The following is a 543-nucleotide window of genomic DNA, read 5'->3' as shown; positions in this document are numbered from 1 at the left end:
GGAGATGCCGTTGGTGAGGTCGCGCTGCGCCTCGATCAGGCGCTCCATGCGCATCGCCAGCGCGTTGAGGGTACGCGCCAGCGGGCCGAGGATCACGCTGTGCGATTCGCGCGCGCGCGTGTGGAAACGCCCGCCGCTGAAGTCGATGGCGCGCTCGCGCACCATCACCAGGTCCACCCAGGTCGGCCGCGCCCAGCGCCAGGTGGCCAGCGCCGGCACCACGATCACGAACAGCGCCACGCCGAGCGCGCCGCCCGGCAGCGCCTCGAAGCCGGCCAGCACCGTCCACGGCGAGAGCGTCACCGACAGCGCCAGCAGCGGCACCGCCACCACCAGCAGGACCAGGCTCATCAGGTGCAGATAGGCGCGCACGTAGAGGCGCGACCAGCTCGGCATGCGATCGGCGCGCGTGTCGGTCCAGGAGCGCCGGAAGCGCAGCCAGCGCCAGCGCAGGTAGCGCAGCGCCGACAGCCGCGACTGCCCCGCGCCGCCGAAGCCGCGGGGCCGGGCCGCGTCCTTATTCCCAGGCATGGGTGCTGAACT

At 73.1% G+C, this 543-nt stretch carries 1 pseudogene; it reads right to left on the bottom strand.

From position 1 onward, the window contains the following. Nucleotides 1–531 (bottom strand): annotated as a pseudogene (locus HWY45_RS36330) (ATP-binding protein); the annotation flags it as partial. Between the last annotated feature and the right edge of the window lie 12 nt (nt 532–543).

Origin of the sequence: Burkholderia stagnalis, from assembly GCF_902830275.1 — a bacterium.
Classification (GTDB): Bacteria; Pseudomonadota; Gammaproteobacteria; order Burkholderiales; family Burkholderiaceae; genus Burkholderia; species Burkholderia stagnalis.
Note: the sequence above shows the minus strand (reverse complement) of the source record. Positions and strands in the feature narration are given on the sequence as shown.